Source organism: Vibrio sp. 10N.222.49.C9, assembly GCF_041474985.1.
Taxonomy (GTDB): domain Bacteria; phylum Pseudomonadota; class Gammaproteobacteria; order Enterobacterales; family Vibrionaceae; genus Vibrio; species Vibrio crassostreae_C.
Genome location: NZ_JBFRVD010001140.1, coordinates 1 through 303, shown reverse-complemented (window position 1 = coordinate 303; position 303 = coordinate 1). Strand labels below are relative to the sequence as shown.

The following is a 303-nucleotide window of genomic DNA, read 5'->3' as shown; positions in this document are numbered from 1 at the left end:
TCATCGAGATCTAGATTGCACAGAATGATTGCATCTACTCTACGGCTCAAAAGGTATTCGACGGATTCTTTTTGCTTACTCGAATCATTTGAGCCTGAAGTGGCAATGATGTGATACCCAAACTGACGAAAGCATTCCTCGATTGATTGGAATATGCTGGCGTAAATTGGTCCACCTAGTTCAGGAACCACAATGCCGATGCCCCCATTGCGGTTAAGGCGTGGTGATAAGCGGGTAAAGCCTCGTTTATAATTGAGTTCTCTGATCGCTTTTTCAATTCTTAGTTTTTTGTCATGACATACA

The 303-nt window shown here is 42.6% G+C and carries 1 pseudogene; it reads right to left on the bottom strand.

Annotated features, from left to right (window positions below):
* Positions 1–303, bottom strand: a pseudogene (locus AB4585_RS27265) (LacI family transcriptional regulator); the annotation flags it as partial.